This window comes from Microbacterium sp. Beta (assembly GCF_005502545.1).
Taxonomy (GTDB): Bacteria; Actinomycetota; Actinomycetes; order Actinomycetales; family Microbacteriaceae; genus Microbacterium; species Microbacterium oxydans.
Map to the genome: position 1 here is coordinate 209,960 of NZ_SCOG01000002.1, position 18,703 is coordinate 228,662.

Annotated in this window: 12 protein-coding genes; 5 read left to right on the plus strand and 7 right to left on the minus strand. The window is 66.1% G+C overall.

Annotation, left to right across the window (positions count from 1 at the left end; genetic code table 11):
- The first annotated feature begins 67 nt into the window (after window positions 1–67).
- A complete protein-coding gene (locus tag FFS56_RS03765; protein WP_137772017.1) occupies window positions 68–2,275 on the plus strand; it encodes a hypothetical protein in 2,208 nt (735 codons plus the stop codon).
- 7 nt (window positions 2,276–2,282) lie between these two features.
- Here the strand turns inward: FFS56_RS03765 and FFS56_RS03770 are convergent, their stop codons facing one another.
- Together FFS56_RS03770 and FFS56_RS20415 are read right to left on the minus strand one after the other, a co-directional pair.
- Window positions 2,283–3,398, minus strand: coding sequence for a hypothetical protein (locus FFS56_RS03770; RefSeq protein ID WP_137772016.1), 1,116 nt, complete (start codon window positions 3,396–3,398; stop codon window positions 2,283–2,285).
- Window positions 3,399–3,441: 43 nt separating this feature from the next.
- A complete protein-coding gene (locus FFS56_RS20415) occupies window positions 3,442–3,600 on the minus strand; it encodes a hypothetical protein (RefSeq protein ID WP_171010992.1) in 159 nt (52 codons plus the stop codon).
- 313 nt (window positions 3,601–3,913) lie between these two features.
- Here FFS56_RS20415 and FFS56_RS03775 point away from each other — a divergent pair, with 313 nt between their 5' ends.
- The 4 genes from FFS56_RS03775 to FFS56_RS03790 are packed head-to-tail and all read left to right on the plus strand — an operon-like array spanning window position 3,914 to window position 7,928.
- Complete coding sequence (locus FFS56_RS03775; RefSeq protein WP_171010991.1) at window positions 3,914–6,346, plus strand: 3'-5' exonuclease; 2,433 nt, start codon at window positions 3,914–3,916, stop codon at window positions 6,344–6,346.
- Window positions 6,343–6,879: a hypothetical protein gene (locus FFS56_RS03780; RefSeq protein WP_137772014.1), complete on the plus strand. Its 537-nt coding sequence runs from the start codon at window positions 6,343–6,345 to the stop codon at window positions 6,877–6,879. Before FFS56_RS03775 ends, FFS56_RS03780 begins: the two co-directional genes overlap by 4 nt.
- Window positions 6,872–7,552, plus strand: coding sequence for a DUF2637 domain-containing protein (locus FFS56_RS03785; protein WP_137772013.1), 681 nt, complete (start codon window positions 6,872–6,874; stop codon window positions 7,550–7,552). Before FFS56_RS03780 ends, FFS56_RS03785 begins: the two co-directional genes overlap by 8 nt.
- Window positions 7,536–7,928, plus strand: coding sequence for a hypothetical protein (locus FFS56_RS03790; protein ID WP_137772012.1), 393 nt, complete (start codon window positions 7,536–7,538; stop codon window positions 7,926–7,928). Before FFS56_RS03785 ends, FFS56_RS03790 begins: the two co-directional genes overlap by 17 nt.
- A 3-nt stretch (window positions 7,929–7,931) precedes the next feature.
- Here the strand turns inward: FFS56_RS03790 and FFS56_RS03795 are convergent, their stop codons facing one another.
- From FFS56_RS03795 to FFS56_RS03815, 5 genes are all read right to left on the minus strand, one after another.
- Window positions 7,932–8,816 (minus strand): hypothetical protein, encoded by an 885-nt coding sequence (locus FFS56_RS03795; protein WP_137772011.1) that lies wholly within the window; start codon window positions 8,814–8,816, stop codon window positions 7,932–7,934.
- A 459-nt stretch (window positions 8,817–9,275) separates the two neighbouring features.
- Window positions 9,276–10,232 carry a hypothetical protein gene (locus tag FFS56_RS03800; RefSeq protein ID WP_137772010.1) on the minus strand — a complete coding sequence of 319 codons (957 nt, stop codon included), beginning with the start codon at window positions 10,230–10,232 and terminating at the stop codon, window positions 9,276–9,278.
- Window positions 10,229–11,392: a hypothetical protein gene (locus tag FFS56_RS03805; protein WP_137772009.1), complete on the minus strand. Its 1,164-nt coding sequence runs from the start codon at window positions 11,390–11,392 to the stop codon at window positions 10,229–10,231. The genes FFS56_RS03800 and FFS56_RS03805 overlap by 4 nt, the downstream gene beginning before the upstream one ends.
- A 72-nt stretch (window positions 11,393–11,464) precedes the next feature.
- On the minus strand, window positions 11,465–15,493 hold the full coding sequence (gene dnaE / locus FFS56_RS03810) for a DNA polymerase III subunit alpha (RefSeq protein WP_137772008.1): 4,029 nt from the start codon (window positions 15,491–15,493) through the stop codon (window positions 11,465–11,467).
- Window positions 15,494–15,572: 79 nt separating this feature from the next.
- Window positions 15,573–18,689 (minus strand): hypothetical protein, encoded by a 3,117-nt coding sequence (locus FFS56_RS03815; protein WP_137772007.1) that lies wholly within the window; start codon window positions 18,687–18,689, stop codon window positions 15,573–15,575.
- Window positions 18,690–18,703: the final 14 nt, after the last annotated feature.

Sequence of the window (18,703 nt, forward strand, 5' to 3'; positions counted from 1 at the left end):
TACAGGGAACATCGGGCTGCGGGGCTGCGTAGTACTGTTGCGGCAGGGAGACCCGGGAGGGGGATCGGTGGAACGCGAACCCGTGGTGGTTGTGGGGAACTTGATCGAACTGGCGCGGGGCTATCGACGGATGGTTCGCGGCGAAGGCACCTGGACCATCGAGGAGCTCGGACCGCTGAAGGCCGTCGTCAGAGACGACCGGAACCAGTGGCGGCCCGACTACCTGTACCGAGCGCGCCAGGCGCTGGTCCGCTGCTTCGAAGCTGCTGCGGACACCGCACCAGAACCTGGTGCAGAGTCAGAGCAGGACAAGCGCAAAGCTGCGTCGAAGGCTGTCAGGGCGTACTGGGGCGTCGATGCGTACCCGCTCGAGCGGACCGAGGCGCTTGGCGTTTCAGATGATGCATCGCCGACGCAGTCGGCATTGCGGCAACGTCTTTCGGACCGTGAACACAAGGTGTGTGTGGCGGCGATTGCCGGCGGATTCCGAGTGCAGGGTGATGATGACGACCCAGCGCCCCCGAGCGCGCTGCTGAAGCCGTCAGATCGCACATCTCCGTCGGCGCCGCTGTGGGACCTGAATGAGCCAGCGGCATGGCCACCAGTGCAGTCCGAGCGCGAATGGCTCACGAGGGAGGTGACCGCGTATCTCGGCGAGGAGCTAATCCCAGGAACCGGTCCTGTCGCCCAGGAACAGGCGCTGCAGCTGTTGCGCCGACGAGCGGAAGAATTGCACCGCGCGTACCTCGACGTCACACCCAAGGCATCTGAAGCGAGGCGGATCGGAACGACGGCGCGCGTGCAGCATCTGACGTACAGGGTCGCCTCCGAATGGTTCGCGGACGACATACTCGACCTGCGAAGCGGCCTTGCGTACGCGCCTGCGGTGCTGCGAACCGATGTGGCGAGAGAGCTCGTGGCGATCCAGCGCTCTCAGGCGGCGCTCGCCGCCCTCTTCTTCTACAGCGTCGTCCTGCAGTGGCAGGAAGCGGCGATGTCACGCATCCTGCGGGAACGCATGTCGGTCTGGGGTGCGTACCCCCGGGCTGCTCCTGCGCTCCTCAAGAAGGAGGGTGCATCCTTCAAGGAGCATCAGCCGCAAGACGGCCCACCCTTCGTGCAGGCAGCACGTTCACGCGAGGCGAGAAGCCTCTTTCAGCAGTCGCTCGACATCCGACAAGGTGCAGGCGTCACCGACATCGATACCTACTCCAGGAATCGAGCGAAACTCGACGACGTCCTGTCGTCGCTCGACCTGCACAGCAGACGCACCATCCTGCTGGCGGATCATGGCGTGCACCTCTACGCGGCCGGCAAGGTGGGGCCGAGCCTGAGCAGCGTGCTCGACGCGCAGTTGCAGGAGTCGTCCAAAGCTCGCGTCGAGTATGCGGTGTTCCTCATGCGCGACCGCAGCATTGAAATCGGCAAATCCAACACGCTTAGCGCGCTGCAGGCGTCGCTCGTCTTCCTGGATGAAGCTCGTCACGAACTGCGTCACGCGGTGCTCGACGACGGGACTTCCCGTCGCGAATATCAGGTCGAACTCGAGACCCGCCATCAACTCGACCTGGCGACTGCAGGGTCGACCGTGAAGGTGCTAGAGCAGATCATGAGTAATTCACGTCTGCAGAAGCCGGGGAGCGTGAATCAGGCGATTGTGCGACGTGTCAGGGCGCCGATGCAATGGGCTGATGCCGCACTCGGTGCGCTCTCAGAGCTCGACAAGATGGGGGCGCTCGTCGAGAGTCGCTATCGCGACGGCTACCTGGCAGACGCCAGTTGGCATGTGCAGACTCGCGTGATCCGGTTGCGGTGCATGTGCGCCGAGTTCACGATGCAGCGAGCGCTCGGTCTACCCGCGCATGACAATTCCCCGACGCCAGAGGGCATCGATATCGCGTATCGGGATCTGGTGACGACGAAACAGCTCACCGAGAACAACCTCCCCCTCGTACTCCAGCTCACGCAATGGGTCGCCTTCCTCCGGGGCAACTCGTTGCCGGATGTCGGGGCATCGATCGCCATCGCGCTGCGAAAGGTGGAAGAACTCAGTCAGTTCTCCCCTGCTGGGAACGCGCGCGTGGCGATCGATGATGTCGGCTATCAGAAGCTGTCACGGAGGATCAAGGACGCGTCATACGACTTCGGTGGGCTCGACAGGATCGATCGCGCGTCGCCGGTCGGCACGCTGTTCGAGGCGCACAGCGGCGGCTACTTCGGACGGTGGCTCACCTGGGCGAAACAGCACACGGAGTCGCCGCAACAGGGGACCTGAGCAGGCTTCAGGAGTGGTCGAGGAGGATCTCGGCCGCATCGACGAGCAGTCGACGCGCGGACCGAATCGCCGAGAGCACTTCCTGCAGAAGATATTCAGCGGTTAGCGGTCTGTCGCCCCAATCAGCGCCGAAGCCCACCGCATCGACGTGCAGCCCGTGCGGGAGGTAGAGCCGCCTGAGACCCTCGAAACGCTGGAACGGGACGAAGACCTGAGTCGTCACGACGAGGGCCCGTCCACCAGGCGTTGGATTTGCGCATCGAGCCCACAGCGCGAACGTATCCGAAGTGTCCGGCCGGTACGGTGGGCGGCTGGTGCTCGCGGAGATCACGGAGCCACGGTGCCGACCAGCGGGTGAGGAGAGACTGAGTGACCGCTCGTGCGTGTATGCGGGCGGCACGCCGTCGGCGCTGTGCGTACGGAGCCAATGCGGACAGATGGTCGACGCATCGGTGCATCTGCACTCGAACACGGTCGGGCCGGCGACGAAGCCGAACTCTTCGATCGCCGCTGCGATCATCAGGTCGAACTCGTCGGAGGCGTTCGGCGCGTAGGACGAGGTGATGGGGGCCTCTGCCAACGTGCTCGTGAGCAGGAAGCGGGGGCTGCCGAGCAGATAGATTTCGCCGAGGTCCGTGCCGCCCTGCTCCAGCAGGGCGGCATACCGCGTCCGCAGCAGCGGCGAACGGAATCCACCGCCGAGCACCAGCGTCATGTCGTACGATTCGCCAGCGGGCTGCGTCGGCTCGACGAGCCCGAGCGCGACGGCGTACTCCAACACGCGCTCCCGAGTGGCAACGTCGAAATCGGCGCTGGCAGCCTCGGAGCGCTCGCGGTACGTGCTGCCATCGATGCCGCGGAAGTCGAAGCTGTCAGCAGCGCGCTTCTCGATTGCGATCACGCTGAGCAGGCACTGGACGATCGGATCCGTCGCCTGTCCACGCGGCGCGGTGAGTAGCTCGATGAGCCAGGCCGGAAGCTGCTCGTTCAGTTGCAGCCACGGCTTCTCATCGTGAGGGCGCACCCGCTCCACCAGTGCCACCAGCGCCGCCATCGCTGCATTGCCGGTCCACGCCTGCACCTCCTCGACGACGCTGTGAGCGCGGGTACGTTCATCTGTCACCTGACGACCATAACGCGAGTTCGAGTCGCGCCCGGGCCAGGCGTCAGGCTGCAGCGACGCTGGCTGCTTCGAGCAGGCCGTCGATCGTCGCGCTGATATTCGCAGTGAAGGCCGCTTCGTCGACGATGCTGCCGTCTGAGCCGAGCTCCGCGTGGCGGTCGCTCGCCGACTTGATCGGCCCGAGGCGCCGAAGGCTGGGCATGAGTTGAGGGGCTCCGCTGCTTACCCATGCGCTGGAGTCTGAAGAGTCGGAGAAGAGAGCACGCCGGAAGAGACGGATGTCTGTGGCGTGCTTGCGCGCCTGAGCGCTGACGTCGACCATGCGGACGCCCTAGCGCCAGCTTCAGACATCGGAGCGATGTACGCGAGAGCGCGGTGAAGATTGCCGGGGCGACGGGCATCTTGGCGATTCCATACCTCGTGGTCGCGAGGGCGTCGCGGTCCCGCTTCACCGGGTATGTGCGATCTGAGCGGCACCAGTCGCCGAAGCAGACAACTTGGGAGGTTCCGGCACCGTGCGTCCGACAGAAGAACAGCAGGCCGCCGTCGACTTGTTCACAGCGGGTGGGAACGTCGTCGTCGAAGCCCTCGCAGGCACCGGCAAGACCGCCGCCCTCAGGTTCATGGCCGATGCCGCGCCGAACCGCAGGGGCCTGTATGCCGCTTTCAACCGCAGCATCGCGCAAGAAGCTCAGCGCAGGTTCCAAGGCACAGGCGTCAACGCGCGGACCATGCACTCCCTGGCGTACGCCGAATATGGCGTTCCAATGCGCCATCGTCTCGGGAAGCAGCCACCGCTCAAGCCGACTGAGAAGGCGGAGATACTCGGCATCACGGATAAGTACGTCCTGACATCAGCAGATGGTGACGGGCTGCCTGGCGCTCTGAGCCGCCAGCAACTCGTGACCTGCGCACAGCACACGGTCAATGCCTTTCTTCGCACGCTGGATCCACGTGTCAGTGCTGACAATGCCTATCTTCCCCCGACTATGGAACCCAAGCTGAAGCCAGCGGCAGCTGCGAAGCTCCGCGAAACCATCGCCGGTTTCGCTCAGACGTACTGGCGAGACTTGCAGGACCCAGGCGGGCGTCTCCGTTACGTCCCCGACGCCTACCTGAAGACCTGGGCACTGTCTCGACCACAACTGCCAGTGGACTACGTGCTCTTCGACGAATGCCAGCCCGAAGGCACACAGGTCTGGGCCCTCGACGCAGGGCACGGTCATTTCACGGACCGCATCCGATCCGTCGCCATCGAATCTCTGCGAGAAGGCGACACCGTCGTCTCCTATAGCCGAACGGGGCGGCTCCGGGCACATGGCGCCCGGGTCGCAGGCATCTCGAGTCGCCGATTCACTGGCTCCCTCGTGACGGTCGAAACGGAATCCGGGCTCCACTCGACGTATACCCCGAACCATCGGTGCATCGCCGTCCTCGGTCCCGCCTTCGTCGGCATGCACGCGGTCTACCTCATGCGACGAGGCAACAGCTACCGCGTCGGCGTGACCGGACCCCGGACGGTCGCACGAACCCGGACGGCCGACTGGTCGGGGCGCGCGATGCCGCTCGGACTTGCAACGCGAATCTCGGAGGAAAAGGCGGAAGCGATCTGGATTCTGAGCTTGCATGAGTCTCGTGCTGAAGCTCGACTGGCCGAAGAGCATGCGTCTGCCAGTTTCGGGCTTCCGCAGACTCGGTTCATCTCTGGCGCTGGACGCCTGGACGTGACTCAGGAGCGTCTTGACAGGTTCTGGGAGGACTTCGCCGACAACTCCGATCGTGCCGACGAGGCACTTCGCGCCCACGGTCGCGACATTCGATATCCGTTCGCAAGCACGGGCGAGCTCCGTTCCCTGACCTACTGGCGGCCGCGGGAGATCCGAGCGTCGAATCTCATGGACGGCATGTTGGTCCTGGACGCGAACGTTATGGCTGCCCAAGACGGACAGTGGAACAGGGGAGCTGCGACTCCGATCAGGGTCGGGCGGAGGGCACACGAAGGCAACGTGTGGTCGATGACTATCGACCCTGACCGAACATACGTTGGTGACGGCATTGTCACGCATAACTGTCAAGATGCCGATCCCATCATCACCGCGGTGCTGCTTGCTCAGGACGCCCAGGTGATCGCGGTCGGGGATCGCCGCCAGCAGATCTACGAGTGGCGGGGCGCGGTCAACGCCATGGATGCTTTCGGCGGTGAGCGCACTATGCTTCGCCGCAGCTTCCGCTTCGGTCCCGCGATCGCCGAGTACGCGAACATGTGGCTGGAGGCCCTCGGCGCGCCGGACGACATGCGACTCGTCGGGTCCGACAAGCTCGCCACCGTCCGGCGTCGCACCCCAGGTTCCGGTCGACAGCCGGATGCGGTTCTCACCCGGACGAACGCCGCGGCGATCGAAGAGATCGTGACCGCCCAGGAGCAAGGTGTGGACACCGGCATCGCGGGGGAGAAGAAGTCCCAGGAGCTGCGGAGCCTCGCTCAGGCAGCTCTTGATCTGAAGCAGCGTGGCTGGACCAGTCACCCGGAACTGAGCGTGTTCAACACGTGGGCCGACGTCCGCGTCCACGCCGACAGCGACGATGGGGCGGATATGAAGCCCCTGGTCGACCTCGTCGACCGCGTCGGCGCCGACCAGGTTGTCGCGGCCATCGACGCCTGTGTGCCTGTCGATCAGGCGCGGACGACCGTGTCGACCGCTCACGTGGCCAAGGGTCTCGAATGGGCGCAGGTGCACATCGCGGAGGACTTCCGCGAGCCGCCGAGAAAGAAGGGCATCCAGCAGCCGATGCGTGCTGAGGAGGCCCGGCTCGCCTACGTGGCCGCCACTCGCGCGAAACGGTTCCTGGATCCTCGCGGCCTCGAGTGGTTCCCGCGGTTCCTTGAAGCCGGTGGCACGGTCGCGGAGCCCTCGGCCGGGTATGCGGAGATGAAGGAGGCATCATGACCAAGTCCAAGGAGATCACCGAACCGCCCGCGCTCGTCGGAGCCGAAAGGTTCCAGGCGATGACGGGCGCCGAGAGGGTCGCGATGCTGACCGCACTGCTCGACGCCATCGAGGAGCGCGCGAACTGGGAGAAGCAGGCGATCATCGAACAGCTCGCCGGCGCCACCGAGACCACCCCGATCCCGTCCCAGTACGGCAACGTGACCCTGACGATCGGCTCGCGCCCGCGTGTCATCGACCAGGAGGCGCTGCTCGCTTGGGTGAAGGAGCACGCTCCCGAGCGAGTGCGCACGGTCGAGGAAGTGGACCCGGACTACAAAGCCGCGCTGATCAAGGATCTCGCCGACATCGGGGACGGCGAGTTCGTCACCGCAACGACGGGCGAGATCGTCGACTGGGTCTCACTCGGCCCCGCACCCGCACCGAAGGTCTCCTACCCGTCCAGCAGGCTTCAGAAGGCCACGAAGTACCGTGCACGGCGAGTCCTCGCTCAGCACCTCGGGGAGATCGCCGCGGCGGTGACCGATGTCTGAGAACAGGCCACATCGCACCGCGCGCGTCAGCCCCGATCGGTTCTGGGTGGCGATTCTCGCCATCGTGCTCGTCACGGTCATCATGGTCGCGAGCTTCGTGTTCTCGTACGTCGCGATCATGGACTCCGGTCGGTGGGCTGGAGCGGTCGGATGGGTGCAGGCTCTCGCCCCGCTCTTCATCGACGGGGCGATCGTCACCTACACCCTCGCCCTGGCCATCTACGAGTCTCGCGGCGAGGATCGTAAGGTCCGTCGCCGGACACGGCGACGGCTCTGGGCGTACACGCTCGCGTCAGTGGTCCTCAACGCGGCACACGCAGCTGCCTTCTGGGATTGGGACTTCTCCCGCATGGAAGCATGGTTCGGCGTCCTGATCGCCGTTCTCGCCCCGCTGGCGGCACTCGGTGCTGCCGAGGAGGTCATGCACCTCGCGTTCGTGAACGCCAGCACTCAGCAGAGCGTGGAGCAGTCGGAGGAAGTTGAGGGCGAGGCGGAGGCGACGCGCGAAAGCCCGCCCGAGACCCCGGACGAGGACTGGCGACACGTGCTCGCCACCATCGAGGAGTCCGCCGACGAATCGGCGGGCCCGCAGGCATCCGAGGTGCCCGTCGTCGTCGGCGGAGCCTTCCTCGCAGAGAACGGAAAGGAGCTCCGAGATGACGAGCACTTCTGAACAGGAGATCACCCTCGCCTTGACGGAGCTCGACCTCAACGGGCGGCCGTACAAGGTCCCCCGCGCGGCTCTCGTCGCGTACCTTGACGCGATCTACCCGGGGGCGTCCGTGGACCGGAACGTGCTCGCGCGCGCAGAGCAGGCCTTCCTCGGAGAGTTCACCGAGCTCGCGGACGTTGCCCGTGCGATCACCGAGCAGATCACCCCTGAGGATGCGGGAGCATTCCTCGACCGGTGGCCGTTCAAGAACCACCTCGACTGGACGGCCGCCGGCGCCGACATTCCGGGGATCACCTCGTTCCTCCCCGACGGTCCCGTCACGAGCACCTCGGCGCTCATCTGCATCGACGGCCGGTTCTGGTTCGACCGTCGCTGACCGTCAGGCGTCGACCGCGCCTCGTTCGCGGAACGCTTCGAGCAGCCCGTTCACATCTCGGAGCAGATCTCCGGCGCGGTCACGGCTGACGTGCATGACCTTCGCCACCGCCCTCGCGGACGGTGTCTCCCCGGCGAGGACGATCTGCGACCAGACCTGCAGCGTCTGCACCACAGTCTCGGAGCGCGGTGGGTCGAACTGGCAGCGAGCGTCCCGCTCAAGCAGCTGCATGGTCGAAGCGACCTCACTCGCTGTCTCCAGGTCCTCCTCGCCGGTGTCGGCCTCGGAGACGAACCAGTCTCCGTCGGCATACGGGTCATCGGGGCGCTGTTCGACGAGCGTGCCCCGGCGCAGGTACACGCCGGTCACGTCGCCGACATCGATGATCTCGCCCTGCTTCGCCGCATTCGTTCGGTGTGCGAGCACATCGGAGTTGTACGCCTCGACGACCTCCGCCGGCGTGACCTCGCGGCCGAGCGCGGCGACCATCTCCTGCCGCTTCTTCTGCGCCGAACGGTGCCGGCGGCTGATCCCCACCATCCCCTGGGCCAGGGTGACAGCCGACGAATCGGCCCAGTCGCTGACGGCATCCTTCGCCCAGTAGTACAGGCGCGACAGGATCGGCATCCGGATGGCGTTGAACGTCTCAGGTGTCAGATCGTGCAGCTTGCGGATCAGCCCGATCGTGAGAGTGCTCGTAGCGTCTTCCCAGTCGATGCCGGAGGAAGCGTAGCGACGGGCGATGGCCCGGCCCCAGACTTCCAGCGTCTGGTCGGCGGCGAGACGTTCGATGAGCTCGTTGACGCGAACGGTGCGTGCTGGCTCGGCGCTGGATGCGATGCCCTGGAGGAGGGCCCGCAGCTCCGTGTCGTTCTGTTCCGTCGCCATTGTCATTCCCCTTCGTGCATGATCGCTGGTTCCGGCAGATATGGCCACCCCGTCCAAGGGCGGGATTCCCGCGTCTGCTGCCTCGCCGCTTCGCTCAGCGCCATGCACCGACGTCCGCCGGAGCGGGCGTCGAGTAGCCACTGTAGCGGGAGGCGCGATGCCTCCGCTCTGCTGATCGGCGGCTTGCCGAGCAGAGCCAGAGAACGGTTGATCGCCCGGAACGCTCGAGCTCGCCCCCAGCCGTCCTGGTCGGCAAGCAAGCGGACCAGGGGGATCCTCAGAAGCGGGTGATAGCCGGGGGCACAGGACCGCCGGATAAGCTCCGGCACGGTCGTCTCACCCGTGTGCAGACGAACGAGCCATTCCGCCCTCATCCGGTCAGCTTCAGCACGGCTGAGGTTCGCTGAGTTCAGGCTCGGCATCGTCATGAGGTTCTCCGCTGGGGCGCGAGGCTGCGCGTCACCAGTTGTCGTCCGGTCGCGGCTGGTCAAGTTCGAGGCTGTGCGTGCCGATCGTGGCGCCTGCGGTGAGTGCTGCCTGGACGCGGTTCACACTGATCAGCGCCTTCGGGTGGTTCGCGCGGTATGTCTCCAGGACCCGGTGCGGGTCGATGGTCTTCAGCTCGCGGGCGATACGTCGCAACTGTCGGCCCATGGGCGGGTCTCCGATGTGCGAGCGCACCATGCTCTCCGCTGCGGACCAGATCGCCGTGGCCATGTACTTCATCGTGGAGGTGCGGATCGCAGCCCCCGTCGTCGCAACACGAGTGATCATCCGCATCACGACGCTGCTGGTCTCGCCATCCAAGCCGTACATGAGCCGAGACAGGACCTGCTCCGCATCCGCGCGGTCGATGACGTCGCCGCCTTCGTCAGGGGCGGAGTCGTTGATGTCGCGGTAGATACGTCGGGATGCGGTCGCGATCGCCGACCTCGAGTAGGGGCCGAGTTTGTAGAGGAGGTCGAACTGTGCCTTGGAGCCGAGCTCGACGATGTGCCGCAGTGCACGGTCGACGTTGACGCCATCGTGCACGACGGCGAGCGGGACCTCGCCGGCCTGAGGCGGAAGAAGACCTGAGATGCCATCCACCGACATGGTCACGGAGCCAGTGGTTCGCCCCGCCGAAGTGTCGTCAATGACCCACTCGCAGCTGGTCGCCGTCTCGAGTGGGACGATGATGACGGTGCCGGTGGCCCCCTCGGGGTCGGACCCCCACTGCACCCTGTTGATGCTCGTCTTCCCTGCCCAGTCGGCCCTCGCGAACTGGGGGAGTGAGACCACCAGTCCGATCGTCGGGTGCTCCGACTCCAGTAGGCGGGACGCGGCGTGACCGTTCGCGACGTGCGTGAGGGTCTGCGCGAGCGTATCGCTGGTGGGGAACAGCCCGCGGTCGTGGTCGCTGAGGTGGAGAATCATGCGCGGCCCTTCCCGCGGCGGATCCGGCCGAGGAGTCCGTTCCGGCTGTGGTCGGGCTCGGTGAACAGGTCGATGCGGCCCGTGACCCGGGACAGGATGGCGTTCAGGGCCGGAGAGACGGCGGGGTTGCTCGAATCCAGGTGACCGTCGTGGGTCATCTGCCGATACTTCTCGTCGTAATCGGTGTGGCCGATCACGGACCCGAGTCCGCTGTAGATCTGGTTCAGCTGCGCCTCGTCTCGGTCCGTGTACGCGGCGTAGTGGCTGGCGAGAACCATCGTCCGCCCGGATTCGACACCGTCCTCGCGGAGTGCGCGCAGCCGCTCTTCGAGGTTCGACCGGCCGGGAGGGGAATCGTCCGTGACGGCGACGAGCCATGCGTCTGCACGCAGCAGCGGAATGAACAGATGACGCCAGAGGTCACTGGGCTCCTGCTCCATCATCTGGGTGTCGACGATGACAACATCCGCGAGCGTCCGCGCATGATCGATCACGTCGCCGTAGACCCGCGGCGACGAGTACTTCTGGTCTGCCTGCTGAGCGCTGCGGGGCCCGAGCACGAGCCCGAAGTCGGGGGTGTTCAGGCCCTGCGCCGACCGGTACGTCGCGTAGTCGCCAGGAAACATGAAGGCCGCGGTCACGTCCTGCGTCGCGTGCGCGTCGTAGATCGTCGGGACGGGAGCCGACCGGGGGATGGCCATGTAGATGCGGACGTCCGGCTGGCCGCGGTTCGCGTCAATCACGATGCAGGACAGCTCTGCTTTCGCAGCCTTGTCGGCGAGGCCGAGGGCGGTTGTGGATTTGCCGCCGCCGCCGCGTCCGGAGCTGACGATCACGAGTTCGCCTCGCTCTGCCCTCGAGCGCCGGTTGCCGCGACGTTCGACAGCGACCGAGGTTCCTGGGCGCCGGTACTTGGCCGCGTCTGCGGGATCGGTGCCGTCAGGGGCGGGCCGGTGATCGATCCGGATCACCGGCTCTACATGCGGCGAGTACGCCGGCTCGTTTCGGTCCGCCGGCTCGTTTCGGTCCGCCGGCTGGTCGGTCGCTGCGGGGCGAGCGTACGGCGAAGCGACGCGTGCGGGTTCATCCTGGATGACGTCAGCGGACGCCGTGGTGTCGTCCGCTGTCGCTGGTCGCGTGTACGGGTCTCGCATGCTCATGCGGTGTTCCTCCTGATAAGCCGCCGCTACCTGATAAGAGGCATCAGCTCGGGCATCGGTCGACAAAATGCGTCACTCCAGCTGCAGCACCAGCACGGCATCGCCGTCCCGGGAAGCGGTGTACGTGGTGGCCTGGTGTGCGGCGTGGGCCGCTTTCAGCGCCGCGAGCAGCTCTCGCTGGGAGGCTCGGTCGATGAGGGCCCCAGCGTTCGCGATCGCCGCAGACGGCGCCCATCCTGCGGAGACCGGCACCCCGGCTGTCATCCCGGGTTCGATGCTCCACACGCCCGTCGTCTGCGGTGCTTCGAGGACCATCACGGGGGCTGACTGCGAGGCGACCGGCATGTGCATTCCGGCCGCGCTCGGCGAAGGAAGCTCGGGTTCCGCAGGCGCCACCGGTTCTTCGTCGACGAACAACGGCGGTGAATAGACGACCGGCTCCCGTACAGCCTCCGGCGGCGCGGTGAAATCGATCCGGGGGTACGGAGACGGCGGGAAGGATCCCATGGCCGGATCGGTGACGTCGACCTTCCGGACGCTGTAGACCTGCATCTCCTTGACGCTCACCGTCTCGGAGTCGGGGTCCCGAGGGTCGGTGAGGATCTCCCGGTACCGGACCTTGCCGTGCACGGTGACGATGTCACCGACGAGCGGGCGCGCCAGAGGTGAGCGATTGTGCTCGGCAAGCTCTGAGTCCCACATCGTTCCCGGGATGGACTGGTCGATCCCGTCGATTCGGAGGTTCGCCATGCGGCCCTTCGAGTACGCACGCTCCGACCACGCTCCGAGAACGGCCAGCACGTGGACGATCTCGCCGGGACGGTCCGGAACCTGCTCGACCCGCACGGGCTTGCGATCGAACTGGGAAGCACCCGATGCTCGGATCGTCACCGTGTCGACCTGGTCGGATAGCGCAAGCAGCGGATGCTCGCCCAGGGAGACCAGCAGGCGATCGCGCTGGCGAGTGGCCCGCTCGAGGACTCCCCACTCCATCGGCGGAGGAGGGAAAGCCTCGAGCCCGGCCGCCGCTGCAGTGAGCGTCTGTCCGAGTCGAGGACCGAAGGCGTCGACAGCGCCGGAGTCGATCAGATTCCGGATGTCGTTCGACTTCACGGCTGCCGCAGTCGTCTTGTCTCCGTCAGCACGGGGGACGTTCACGAGTCGGATGATGTCGTGGAGGGACTCGAACTTCCCGGAACGCTCTCGCTCCGTCACGATCAGCCCACCGAGCGCCTTGTTCAGGCCCTTGATCTCTGACAGCCCGAACCGGATCGCGCCTGCACGCTCGGGGAACGTCTCAGCGCGGGAACGGTTCACATCTGGTGGGAGGACCTCAACGCCTTCCTCCCGCAGCGAGCGGAGGATCTGAATCCGCTTCTGGTCGCCGTCTGTCACCGCGAGGGTCGCGGCCGCGAAGTCCGTTGGCCAGTTGCCCTTCAGGTAAGCGGTGACGTACGAGAGAAGCCCGTAGGTAGCCGAGTGCGCGCGGTTGAACGCGTACTCGGCGAAGCCCACGATCATGTCCCACAGCGTGACCGCCGTGGTCTCTGCGAACGCCATCTTGATGACTGCGCCGGATGCGTCCCGGATCTCTTCGACGGCGCCGGAGACGAACCGCTCGCGGGTCGCATCCATCATGTCCTTCTTCTTCTTCGAGACGGCCTTGCGGAGCTTCGAGCGCTCCGAGGCATCCATACCCGCGACGACGGTGCCGAGCTGCATGATCTGCTCCTGGTAGCAGATCACCCCGTAGGTCTCCCCGAGGACCGTCGCGATCTGCGCCTGCTCGGCCGGGTCCGCGGTGAAGACCCGGTAGTCCACGGGCTCCTCGCCTCGCTTGCGGCGGGTGTACGTCTCATGCATCCCGGCAGCCATCGGACCGGGCCGGAAGAGCGCGACGAGTGCGGAGACGTCGTTGAGGCTGTTCGGGGCGACGCTCATGGCGAGCTCCGTCATGGCCGGGGATTCGAGCTGGAAGATGCCGGCAGTGCGCCCCTCAGCCATGACCTTCCACGCGGCCGCCACCCGTGACGCCTCAACCCCGGTGTGCGTTGCGGCTGGGTCCGGCAGCGACATCCAGTCCAGGTCTTCGCCTGTGGACTCGCGGATGTAGTCGACGGCCTTGTCGACGACATCCAGGGAACGGAGTCCGAGCACGTCGACCTTGAGGAGGCCGAGCTGCTCGGCGTCGGTGCCGGACCACTGGATCACCCAGCCCCGCTTTGAGCGGCGCAGCGGCACGAGGTCGGCGAGGGGGACAGCCGACACGATGATGCCGGAAGCGTGGATGCCGTAGCCGGCGATGACGTCGTGGAACCGAGCCGCATACTCGTGGATCCGGCGGGCGTTCGAGTCGTTCTCGACCATCCGCCGATACTCAGCTGCTGCGGGCTGCTCGGGGTCCATCATCGCATCGGGCGCCATCGGCTTCGCGCTGACCAGAGGGACCAGATCGGTCATCTTCGCGCCGAGGGCGTCGAGCGAGAGGATGCGCGCTGCATGCTTGATCGCGGCCTTGGTCCGGTCGACCATGAAGGTTCCAAGGAACGCGACATTCGCGCGGCCGTACCGGTGGCCGAGGTACTCGATCACCTCGTCGCGACGCGACTCCGGGAAGTCGATGTCGAAGTCTGGCGGCTCGCTGCGTCCGAGCTCGTAGAACCTCTCGAACAGAAGACCGTTCGGGCGGGGCGGGACCTGGGTGAGGTTCAGCAGGTACGCGACCTCAGATCCGCCTCCGGATCCGCGACCGGGCCCGACGAGGATGGGCTTCTTCGGCTCACCGCCTGGGGCGACAGGACGGGTGGATCGTGCCCAGGAGATGAGGTCCTCCACGATCAGGAAGTAGTCGACCATGCCGGCGCCGGCGATGACATCGACCTCGCTGCGGACGCGGGCCTGGGTGTCCGCATCGATCCCGCCGTAGCGGCGGTGCGCGCCGGCACGGAGCATGTGGAACAGGTACGACAGGTTGCTGTCGTGGCCAGGGGGTGTCTCGAACGACGGCATGAGGTTCCGCCAGGTCGGAAGCGTCCTCGGCGCGCAGCGGTCAGCGATCTGCTGTGTGGTGTCGCAGGCCTCTTGCCACCAGTCCTCGGGGCGGAGGGCGCGCATCTCCTCCTCGCTCCTGAGCCAGTAGCCCTCACCGTGGAACGCGTACTTCGGGTTGTCGAGGGTGCTCTTCGATTGCACGAGCAGCCAGGCGGCGTGTGCATCGGCATCCTCTGCGTGAGTGTGGTGAGAGTCGTTGGTGGCGACGATGCCGACGCCGTACTCCCTCGCGAGGGCGACCGCGTCGCCGAGGATCTGGGATTCGGCTGGGATGCCGTGCTCCATGAGCTCCACGTATACGTTCTCGCGGCCGACGGCGCCGATCAGGGCTTCGAGGTTCTCGCGTGCGGCGTTCGCGTCCGCGGACGCGTCGATCAGCTGATTCGTCAGCTGCGTTCGCTCTTCGTCTGACAGGGCCCCATCGCTGCCCTGCTTCGCGGCATCGTCCTGCAGCTGAGCCTCGAGCTCCGCCATCCGTTCGACCGCGGCCCTCTGGCGACTGAGCGGCCCCAGGACCGGCCCGCCAAGGCATCCGGTGAGGACGATTAGTCCTTCGGCATGCTGGGCGAGCAGATCGAAGTCGATACGGGGTTTCTGCCAGATTGACTCCTGGGCGAGGTTGTTCAGACGGACGAGGTTTGCCCAGCCGGCGGACGTCGCGGCGAGCACCGTGAGGTGCATGTACCGTCGAGCCTTCCGGCCATCCGCGCCGCTGCGCTGCTCCTCGCTGCGCTCTTCGTCATCGGTCGCAGTGTCCTCATCGGGCCGGGCCTCGTCCTCGTCGGCGCTGTTGTCGTCCGAGTCGACCCACAGCACGTTCCGGTCGAAGCGGCTGCCGATCGCGAGGTAGAACTCGCATCCGGCGATGTACTTCACCCCCATGGCGTCTGCGCGCTGCTGCGCCGCCCAGCACGCTGCGAGGTTCCCATGATCGGTTGTCGCCACGGCGGTCTGTCCGAGCGAGGCGATGTGCGGGAACAGGTCGCTGACCCGAGTCAGGCCATCGAGGGCGCTGTACTCGGTGTGGACGTGCAGATGGGCGAAAGCCACGGCGTCTCCTTCCGGAAGATGCGTTCACAGAGCGCATACCCGGTGCTGGACGCGTCGTGTCCTCAGACGGTCATCGTCGTCATTCTCCGGTGGCTTCGGGGTCCTCCATGGACAGCAGTTTGCTCAGCAGGACGGGGACCCCCAGAGCGCGCATGGTCGCCTGGTCCTCACCGGAACCACGCAGTCGGGCGCGGGCCTGGATGTCTCGGGAGCCGTTCTGCTTCCACTCCTTCGAGACGAATGCTCCGCCGTCCTCGGTCCACACCTGCCGCCACGTGTCTGTGGCCCGCTGCCCCTGAGGGATCAGGTCTGGGAAGTGCCGGGCAGCGAGGTTGAACGCGGTCTGAGAGGAGAACAGCGCGATCAGCTCGTCCCCGTCCTTCGCGCGGCCGAGGTAGCCGATCTGCTCGCCCTGTGGCTCCCACGAGTCGATTCGCGGGTTCATTCGCCAGCCGACGGAACGGTTGAGCCAGTCGGCGTTCTCTCCAGACTCCACTGGACGTGCGCCGGAGATGGTCGGGTGTGCGAGGTGCGCCTTCCCGGATTCGAGAAGGTCACGCAGCGCCGCCATGAGCCGGTGAACGATCGTGTCCGCCCGGGCGTTGCTGACATCGATCCGTGCGCGACGGACGATGGAGGTCCGAAGCCTCTTCGTGTCGCTGAACGGCTGCAGGACGGGGTCGTCATGCTTCAGACCCGCCCACTTCCCGAGCGCGAGCAGGACGTCGAGCGTGAACAGGATGTCAGCCCATGTGCGGGCCTGGCGCGATGCGACTCCGCCTGGGGCGCCTTCCTCTTCGAACCGTCGCTCCAGATCTTCCGCGACCTCCTCGATGCTGTTGTGAGCGAGGTCGTGCAGGTCAGCCCAGGTTCGGAGCCCCTCGAGCGGGATGTCGTCCCGCAGGGCGAGGTCGGTCTCGTTGATGTCGACGTTGAGCCAGAACCGGATCATGGCAGCCGTGAGCCGGGACAGTGGCTGGTCGTCACTTCGCGTCAGCTTCTCGAGGTGCTTCGCACGTGCAGAGTCGGTGTCCCCGGCGACGAGGTTGATGTTGATCAGTCGCTGGCGGATCGACGGGGTGGTCTGACCGTTTTCGGCGGTGAACACCTGGACGGCACGCGGCAGCTGCACAGCCCTCTGATCGCCGTCGGCGGTTCCTCGACGGCGGCCGCCTCCGTTGGTCTTCGCGCGGATGATGTTCTCGATCGCCTTCGCCTGGTTCTCCTGCTCACGACGGCTTGCTGTCGGGGCGATGTCGTCGATGAAGAAGATCGGGGTGCGGCTGACGCTGTGCTCTAGCGCCGCGAAGGTGTCATTGCCGCTGCCGGGGAGGCTGTTCTCGGTGAAGACCCGACCGGGTGCGGCGACGAAGTTGGCGATGAACGACGCCAGGTAGCTCTTGCCTGCGCCCGAGCCACCCGAGACATAGAGGTTGCAGACGTTCTGTGCTGGCGCTGTCGCCCGGAGGCCGACGGCGACGGCGATCGGCCCGATCGTAGGGTCCTTCCACGGCGACTCGACGACGAAGGCGCGGACCACAGTCTCGATTTCCGCGCGGATCTGAGCCTTCCAGCCGTCCAGATCCTCGGCTTCCAGGTGCTCCCAGTACGTGTCGACGACACCGAAGCGCGAGGCGCCGTCGAGGACCTCGTTAGTCACCCCGGGGAAGTTGCTCGCCTCGTCACTACGCGTGCGGCCGAGTACCTGGTTCCCGATGATGTACACGGGCCAGCCACTGCTCGTCGGTACGTAGCCCATCACGTCCCACGTGTCGGCACGTTCCGTCTCGTCGGCACGGAAGGCCTTGATAGCCTCACGGAATCCGTCCGCTTCCGCTCCCTTGCGAGGAGGGAACCGAGGCAGAGCAGCGACATCGTCGGGGATGTGCGCGTTCGCGCGGTTCCAGTCCGTGGGACTCGTCAGAAGGAGGTCACTCGTGCCGGTGATCTCCGCGGAGCGCTCGACCCCGTCGGCGTCTCGCCAGTTGATCTCGATGACGCACTGACCCTTTTTCGCTGAGCGGATGACGTTCTGGGGCGTCGCCTTGCCAGTCGTCGGGGTGATCTCGCTGATGGCGTGCAGCGAGCTGATGCGCTTGACGCGGCCGCCATATGGCAGCCGAGGCTCCCAGATGACCGCGGTATCGCCGGTCGCGTCGGTGCGCTTGACGCACTCCTCCACGGACAGCCCGTCATCGGTGACGCGGAAGTCACCAGGCCGGTATCCGCCGGCACCCTTGGTGCGTTCAGGTGCCCCCGGAAGGCCGGACTCAAGCAGCTGCTCGAGGTCTTTCCATGTGCCGACGTGCGAAAGGTAGTCGTCGATGCCGACCTTGCCGTCGTACCCGGAGGTGAGCGCGTCCTTCTCGGCGGATGCGCCGCCGAGGTCGAGCAGCTTCGGCGCGCCCTTCCTGGTGAGGATGAACTCCCACATGCGCTCCGTCTGGTCCCAGACGGCACGGTTCGTTCGTAGGTCGCCGTCGAAGGCGAGCCAGACATCGCGATTCGTGAGCCGTACCGAGTTCCATTCCGGCTGCTTGTGCCAGTTCCCGACGCCGACGAGGGACATGACGGTGACCCACTCACGCCGGGGGAGGGATGTCATCAGCGCCTGCAGAGCGAGGCGGGCCTCGTGCTGAGTGCCCTCAGCGATCGCGCTCAGGGCATCCCGGTCGATTCCGGCGTCGAGCAGCTTCGCGCTGAGCGCCGCGTCCCCCTTCATGCAGCCCTCGGTGATCAACACCGTCGGGGACTCGGTCAACCACTCGAGTGGTGTGGCGGGGTTGACGTCGAGTACGGAGTCGTGGCCGGCGAGGAGCTCGTACTTCGGCGCCTTCTTCGTCTTCGCGTTCATGAGGGGGCGAGCAGGACGGACCTGGGTGCAGGCGCTGTCAGCGGTCGTCTGCCGTGACGCAACGGCAGCGAGGGAGTACCAGGGCAGCACGAGGAAGTCGTTCGCGTCCTGGGTCATCGTTGTCAGCCGTCGGGTGAGGGCCCTCTTCTGTGTTTCCTCGGCGTACGCGAGCGACGCGATGCTCTTGGCTCCCTCCGCGTCCTCGACCGTCGAGTACCCGCGGGACTGCGCGACCAAGGGAGCGACCTGGGAGTCCGCCAGCTTGATGGCACCGGACCCGAACACCTTCAGGGAGGCATAGTCCTCTGGGGTCCAACGGCTGACCTTCTTCTTGTTCGCCATGACCATCGCATACC